A 7,508-nucleotide genomic window follows, 5' to 3' on the forward strand; every position below is an offset into this window, starting at 1 on the left:
CATGAAAACACTAAAAAAAGGTGACAAAATTGGTTTGGCTTTAGGCGGTGGAGCTGTTTTAGGAGCAGCACATGTTGGTGTTTTAAAGGCTATTGAAGAAATTGGTTTGGATATACAGTGGATTGCAGGTACGAGTATTGGTGCTATGGTAGCTGGCTTGTATGCTTTTGACAACAATTGTGATCGTGTAAAAGACATTGCCTTAGAAATTAGTTGGCGAGACATTACTGCTTTATCAATTTCTAAATACGGATTGCTTAGCAACACCAAAATAGCCGAATTTATGGAACAAAACATCGGAAAAGTAAACATTGAAGATGCCCGAATTCCACTAGCGATACTTGCCACCGATATTTCTACTGGTGAAAAAGTTATCATACAAAAAGGAAGTGTATCAAAGGCTGTAATGGCAAGTTCTTGTATTCCTGGAATTTTTAATCCAATCATTATAAACGATCTTATGTTGGTGGATGGGGCTGTTTCTGAAAACGTTCCCATTTCTGCACTTGAAGCAATGAACGCTACCAATATTGTAGCTGTAGATTTAAACGCAAAACATTTATACGGAAAACCTCAAAACATGATTGAAGTTCTTCAGAATAGTTTTCATTTTACGCTAGAAGCCGCTGCAAAAGCTCAAACCCAAAGAGCGGATGTGTTGATTACCCCCGACTTGTCTTCTTTTGACAGAATTCACACCTCACAAACAGAACGTTTGATTCACAAAGGTTACTTAGAAACTTTAAAAAGTTTTGCCCCTTACCTATCTTAATTTTTACCTGCCAAAAAAGATGCTATCATGTTTTTTGGATGTACTGTTTTAGGTACTTTAAAATCAAAATAGTTGTGTAGTGGAATGTCAAATCCCTTATGATTTAGATAATTGTTTAATGCAACATTCAATCCATCTCCATACAAATGATGCTTTGCTCCTTTGGGATCTTCATGGTACAAATCATTCTCTGCAAAACCTTTAAACTCTGGACCAATAATATTTATTTCAAACTCCTCAGGATTTTTTCCTACAGGACTATGAGCTGTACACGCAAACTGATGCCAAAATGCAGATTGAATACAGTTACTTTGGAACAACTGACGAACCACCTCTAAGGAATCAATAGTTTCTTGAGCTGTTTCTGTGGGAAAACCGTACATTAAATACGCATGCACCATAATGTCTTCGTTAGAAAAAGCTTTGGTTACTCTGGCTACTTGTCCAATATCCACCCCTTTTTTCATTTTAGCCAACAATCTATCAGATGCCACTTCTAAACCACCTGTAACAGCAATACAACCTGATTTGGATAACAAGGCACACAATTCTACTGTAAATGTTTTTTCAAAACGAATGTTGGTCCACCAAGTAATGTATACTTTTCTTTCTAAAAGTTTATTAGCCAAGGCTCTTAACATTTTTGGAGGAGCAGCTTCATCAACAAAATGAAAACCAGTCACTCCAGTTTCTGAAATTATTTTTACTATTTTATTGACCAAATCATCGGCTGTTGTGTTCTCATAATTCCCAATATAATCTAAGGTAACATCACAAAAAGAACATTGTTTCCAATAACATCCGTGAGATATGGTTAGTTTGTTCCACTTACCATCAGACCACATTCTATGCATAGGATTCATCACATCTAGAAACGACAAATACTTATCATGCGGCAATCCTACATAACTTGGAGCGGGCAAGTTTTTATGATGAAAAATAGTGTTTGGAAGTTTGTTTGCATACACAACTTTTCCACTTTGTACTATATAAGTCCTTTCTAAATTTTTGGCATTTATTTTTCCTGCAATGTACTCTGTAATTCTCAACAACGGAGCTTCACCATCATCTAAAGAAATAAAATCTACGTATTCAAAAATTCTAGGATCAGACAAACGTCTTAATTCAGTATTGCAATATCCTCCACCCATGGCTATTTGGACTTGTGGATATTCTTGTTTGATAAATTGAGCACATCGCAAAGCTGAAAACAAATTTCCAGGAAATGGTACCGTAAAACAAATCAAATCGTACTTCTTGTTTTGTAATTCTTGATCTAACAAATACAACATTTCATCTTCTATCAATGTAGTTTCGTACTGTAAAAACTCATAAATTGTATCAAAACTTGAAGCAGCTCTGGCAATACTTTCCGCATAACGTGTAAAGGAAAAAAACTCATCTACATTGGCATGAATAAAATCTCCCAGCTCTTCTACAAACAAGGTAGCAATATGTTTGGCTTTGTCTAAAACACCTAGTTTTCCAAACTCAGCACTCAAATCTTTTTCCAATTTAACTCGTCTATGACCGTGAGGTAAAAAATCTTTATGATTGATTTGATATGCAGCCGTTACCTCTTGCTGTCTTAAATAATTCATCACCATTTCTACTTTAGCAATGTAATCTTCCTTTTGTTTCCACACCAAAGGAAACTCATAATTCTCAAGCATTTCTGCTTGTTTAAAAATAGCATCTATAAATTCCGTAGTAAAAACAGCCGTAAAAAGTTCAATACTCAAATCTAACTGACTCACTTTTAAATCATTAGAATCTAAAAAACCTTTGATATATGCAGTAGCAGGATATGCAGTATTTAACTGTGTAAAAGGAGGGGTAATTAATAAAACACGAACAGACATAGGCGATTGATAATATGCAAAGATAGTTTATTCTCTACCTAATTATATAACTTTAATGCGAAAGCCTTCTGTATGTCAATAAAATTTTCACTTAGTTTTGATTCCATGATTTTTAAGCTTTTTATTTAGCACTTTTAATTTTAATACTTAGCAAAAGACAGTTTTTTTATCTATTTTTAGAACTGATAAAAACACCTAATAAGTAATGTTATCCAAATAACGCATCATGATAACATTACCTTTGGTGAGTATATAACGAGTTAGCTAAAATATTATGAAAGAATGTTTTATAATAATGCCTATTAGTAATAATGAAAATTACGACAAAGGTCATTTTGATAGAGTTTATAACCATTTAATTAAACCTGCATGCGAAATTGCTGGTTTTAAACCAACTAGAGCGGATGAAATTATTAATACAAATTATATAGCTATTGATATAATAAAAAGAATAATAAAATCAGATATGGCTATATGTGATTTAAGTTCACAAAATCCTAATGTACTATATGAGTTAGGAATTAGGCAAGCTTTTAATAAACCTGTTACCTTAATCAAGGATAAAGCAACTAAAAGAATTTTTGATATTCAAGGGTTTAGAGATTTTGAGTATGATGAAAACCTCAGAATTGATAACGTTGAATGTGAAATAGAATCACTTTCTGAATTAATTCAAAACACTTATGAAAGCCAAGGTACTGAGATTAATTCATTAACTACATTACTAAGCTTATCACCTGCTAAACTAGATAAAAACAAACAGATTTCTGCTGAAAGTGAATTAATTTTAAACACTTTATCTGTACTTGAAAAAAAGATTTCTAATATTGAAAATTCTAACAGACACAATAAAATTTCATCTAATGTAGAAGAATCACAATTACAAATTCCAGATAATGTTAGTGAAATTTTAACAAGACAAGAAATCCTAAAATTAAAAATTGGAGATAGAATTTTTCATCCAAAATTTGGTGAAGGACAAATTCTTAACACTGAATTAATTGGAAGTAAAAAACAAGCTTTAAAAGGAGATATACAATTTAATGTAGGGATAAAAAGGATAATTTTATCACTAATTAAAGTTCGTAAAATACTTTAGCTAACACCGGCTAAACTTCATGCGGGTTTTGTGCTAACTTCAAAGTTTTGTGTATATTTACTAAGTCGCCAAATCTTGTTGATTTGGCTTAGTTAAAAACAAAGAAACAAAACCAAACAAAAAGCTTCGGCTTAGTCCGTGTCTGAAAATCTTGGCGATTTTCACCCGCACAAAGCCTAGCCAAAACCGTTGTAGTGCATTTGAAAAACGAACTTTACGTAGAAAAATGGAAGTCGAAAACGATTTTATAAAACGAGAAATTCAAAGAATAAACTTATTGCTGACAAGTTTAATCGAGAAAATTAGCGGAATAAATTTAAATAGTGCAAAAAGTGGAATTGAGGAAACCAATGAAGCTTTGAAAAGTGAATTTGACTTAACTCTAACGGATTTCACTCAAATGGAAAATTCTGAATTTGTAAAACGAATAAAGAAATTGCACGAATCGCATACTGAAAAACTCTTGGAATTAATTTATGAGATTGTTATTAAAACAGAATTGCCAGATTTAAGCGGTGATTATAATAAAATGAAAATTGCACAGAAAGGAATTTTAATAATTGACTTTTTAAATGAAGAAACAAATACTTTCTCAATAAACAGAATGAATATAAAAAACGCACTACAACAATGTGTATAAGCAATGGCTTGTCCTTACCTACTTGGAAAATCCTGCGGATTTTCCTCTGGCAAGTACCTGTTTACAATTGTCCGTGACGTCCCACGCCACTACTCATACACGAAACGTTGTAAGCAATTAAAACGAACATCCTGCTAACCGAATATTCCATATCAGAAATAATAACTTCTAACCCAAAGGAACAACCTTTTTATGTTGGAACATTTGAAAATACAGAGAACCCAAATGTGGATTGGCCACACAGACACGATTTTTATTCACTTGTTTGGTTTACCAAAAGTTCAGGAATAAATGTTATCGACTTTGAGGAATATGAAATCAAACCGAACCGACTTTTTTTTATGCATCCCAAACAGGTTCATAATTGGTCATATTCAAAAGAATCTAAAGGTTACATTTTAGTTTTCGCTAAACATTTTACAAAGGAATTACCTTTAGAGTTAATGAATATTGCATTTTTTGACCTGAAACAAAAAAACATCCTACTTCTAAAACCATTATTTGAAAATTTAATAGAGGAATCGAAACTGAATGACAATTTGGGAGAGAAATCGATTATTTCCGGAATCAATTATTTACTTCTTCACTTAACCAGAATGGCAAGTGATTTAGAGTTCAACAAAAAGACAAAACCAACAACCATATTAGAATTCTCAAAATTGGTTGCTGACACAATTTCAAAAAACCTTACCGTAAAAGACTATGCTGACCACCTTCATTTAACAGTGGATAAACTTAATGAAATCTGCAAAGATAGTTATGGACAAAATCCGAAGAACATTATTTTGGAGAAAAAGATAACCGAGGCAAAACGACTTTTGTATTTCACAAATTTGTCAATAAAGGAAATCGCATTTGGTTTAGGGTTTAAAGACAGTTCTTATTTTTCACGTATTTTTAAACAAAAGACTAATCTTTCGCCTTCCGAATTTAAAAGTACCTGATTACTCGTAAAAAGTCCTATAATTACCTTGTCCATTTCGTCTAATTTTGTATTAAAACAAAATGAAACATATAATATTTTTAACCATCCTATTTATTGCAACTAAAGGATTTGGACAAATTGAAAAACAAACTAAAATGGACACTATAAAAACTGAAAGATTTAAAAAAGGTTGGGAAAAACTGAAAGAAATTGACGGAGAAGCAGGAGAAAAAGTAATTGAAAGTCTGAAAGATATTTCGCCCGAATTAGGAACTTTTATTATTGAATATGCTTTTGGAGATATTTATATAAGAGAAGGACTTGACCTAAAATCAAAGGAAATTGCAGTTGTATCTGCTCTTACAGCAATGGGAAACGCGCAACCACAATTGAAAGTTCATATAAATGGAGCCTTAAACACAGGAAGTACTATAAATGAATTAAAAGAAGTAATTCTTCAAATGTCAGTTTACTCTGGTTTTCCAAGTTGTATAAACGCAATGAATTCATTAAAAGAAGTTTTGAACGAGAGAGCAAAGCAAGGAATTAAAGACACTGTTGGAGATTTTTCAAATACACCAATTGCAGACAGACTTAAAACTGGAGAATTGGAATTATCTAAATTGGACAGCACACAAGTCGAAAAACTTAAAATCGCCTATAACGAATTTTCGCCTGAATTGGTTCAATTCGTACTTGAATATGGATATGCGGACATTTTTTCAAGAGACAATTTAGACAACAAATACAGACAAATCGCAACAATTTCTGCATTAACCGCTTTAGGAACAGCAGAATCACAACTAAAATTTCATATAAATGCAGGATTTAACATTGGACTTACCGAAACTGAAATCAAAGAAATAATGTTGCTTATGACTGTTTATTCGGGTTTCCCTTCCGCAATAAACGGAATGAATGTTTTGAAAGAAGTTGTAAACGACAGAACATCGGATAAATAACTACTTACAACAACGTATATAGCTCATAGATAAGTAGTTGCTTAACCAAAGTTAGTGCTTATTTGCGAAATCGCCAAATTTTCAAATTTGGCTTGTGCCTAACCTAAAAACCTGTACCTTTTTACACGCTACGAGCCATATACAAAACCGTTAGCAACAATTTTGGTGGTGATTTATTCATTTTGAAAGATTTTAAAATTATTTTTATTTTTTCTGCCCCTTTTTATTGTAGCTATGTTATATTTGAAATTAAAAATTGAAATATTGTGAATGGGGATAAGTTTTTAGAGGAAGTTTTAAAAAAGGTTGATAAATATGAGTCCGATTCAAGAAAAAGTGATGAAAAGTTTTTCGCTCTTTTTAAAACTATAGCTACACTGTCTATCACTTTGATAGGTCTATTAATCTCATTAAAAGCCTCTTACTTTCCAAATCTAACTTCCAAATATCTTTTTTTGGCATCAATAATTCTACTTTCACTGACCGTTTCTTTTTCTTTAGCTGTTCTATTTTTTGAACACACTCATATAAATCATTCGCTTGAACATCGAAAGTTGGAATTAAAAAAGTTAGTTGAATCTCAGGACTTAAGTAATATTCGAGTCTTTCAAAACAATAAATCACCTTCTTTAAAAATTTTTGAAATAGTTGTTTATATTTCAATGATACTTTCTCTATTTTCTTTAATATTATATACATATCACTTAATTTTTTAAATGTCGAGAAATGTGAGAGGTCTCTCGATGTTTTATAAAAGACCTCTCGGTTTGTTTAATTTTTTAATTTCAACTTAATGAAGATTGAATTGTGGAGTTTAAGAGTAGAGATTTCTCTTGTAGAATTAGCGACAGCTATTTATCTACTCTTAATGTAGTTAAAATTAAAACGTCATTATGAAAACCAAACCATTGGTCGATGTTAACGCATCGACCTTTTCTCTGTGTTACGTAACCTTGCCTCCTATCGTCACCAAATAGCCAACGCTAAAAAATAAAAATAGGAAGATTGATTACTGTTAATTAAATTTGTTTTTTAAATCACCAAAAAAGTAGCTAACAACGGCTAAAAAACATAGCTATGTTTGTGCTCACTATATGGTTATTTCTTTTTTATTTGTTTATTTTTATTTACTAATTAGTGCTATTTAATTCGCTACGATTTCTTAGCCAAGACCGTTGTGTGTAACTACGAAAAAAATGAAAAATAAACATATACTAATCTTTTTCCTTTCTTTAAATCTATTTTCTC

General features: G+C 31.7%; 7 protein-coding genes. 6 read left to right on the plus strand and 1 reads right to left on the minus strand.

Annotated features, from left to right (window positions below):
* Nucleotide 1: 1 nt before the first annotated feature.
* Nucleotides 2-772, plus strand: coding sequence for a patatin-like phospholipase family protein (locus Q4548_RS13720; protein WP_303455954.1), 771 nt, complete (start codon nt 2-4; stop codon nt 770-772).
* Here the strand turns inward: Q4548_RS13720 and Q4548_RS13725 are convergent.
* Nucleotides 769-2,634 carry a radical SAM protein gene (locus Q4548_RS13725; RefSeq protein ID WP_303455956.1) on the minus strand — a complete coding sequence of 622 codons (1,866 nt, stop codon included), beginning with the start codon at nt 2,632-2,634 and terminating at the stop codon, nt 769-771. The genes Q4548_RS13720 and Q4548_RS13725 overlap by 4 nt on opposite strands.
* Nucleotides 2,635-2,908: 274 nt before the next feature.
* Between Q4548_RS13725 and Q4548_RS13730 the strand changes: the two genes are divergently transcribed.
* The 5 genes from Q4548_RS13730 to Q4548_RS13750 all read left to right on the plus strand — a co-directional run bounded on the left by Q4548_RS13730 (nt 2,909) and on the right by Q4548_RS13750 (nt 6,976).
* Entirely contained in the window at nt 2,909-3,733 is an 825-nt protein-coding gene (locus Q4548_RS13730; protein WP_303455957.1) for a hypothetical protein, read from the plus strand.
* 151 nt (nt 3,734-3,884) lie between these two features.
* Complete coding sequence (locus Q4548_RS13735) at nt 3,885-4,373, plus strand: hypothetical protein (RefSeq protein WP_303455958.1); 489 nt, start codon at nt 3,885-3,887, stop codon at nt 4,371-4,373.
* Nucleotides 4,374-4,600: 227 nt separating this feature from the next.
* A complete protein-coding gene (locus tag Q4548_RS13740; protein ID WP_303455959.1) occupies nt 4,601-5,317 on the plus strand; it encodes an AraC family transcriptional regulator in 717 nt (238 codons plus the stop codon).
* A 61-nt stretch (nt 5,318-5,378) separates the two neighbouring features.
* A complete protein-coding gene (locus Q4548_RS13745; RefSeq protein ID WP_303455960.1) occupies nt 5,379-6,260 on the plus strand; it encodes a carboxymuconolactone decarboxylase family protein in 882 nt (293 codons plus the stop codon).
* Nucleotides 6,261-6,526: 266 nt separating this feature from the next.
* Nucleotides 6,527-6,976 (plus strand): hypothetical protein, encoded by a 450-nt coding sequence (locus tag Q4548_RS13750; protein ID WP_303455961.1) that lies wholly within the window; start codon nt 6,527-6,529, stop codon nt 6,974-6,976.
* Nucleotides 6,977-7,508 lie beyond the last annotated feature (532 nt).

Source organism: Wenyingzhuangia sp. 2_MG-2023, assembly GCF_030548295.1.
In the GTDB taxonomy this organism is placed as follows: Bacteria; Bacteroidota; Bacteroidia; order Flavobacteriales; family Flavobacteriaceae; genus Wenyingzhuangia.

What these genes read in the sequence shown, in the direction of transcription:
- Q4548_RS13730 (WP_303455957.1), top strand. Translation starts at nt 2,909, where the DNA reads ATGAAAGAATGTTTTATAATAATGCCTATTAGTAATAATGAAAATTAC.
- Q4548_RS13720 (WP_303455954.1), top strand. Translation starts at nt 2, where the DNA reads ATGAAAACACTAAAAAAAGGTGACAAAATTGGTTTGGCTTTAGGCGGT.
- Q4548_RS13745 (WP_303455960.1), top strand. Translation starts at nt 5,379, where the DNA reads ATGAAACATATAATATTTTTAACCATCCTATTTATTGCAACTAAAGGA.
- Q4548_RS13725 (WP_303455956.1), bottom strand. Translation starts at nt 2,634, where the DNA reads ATGTCTGTTCGTGTTTTATTAATTACCCCTCCTTTTACACAGTTAAAT.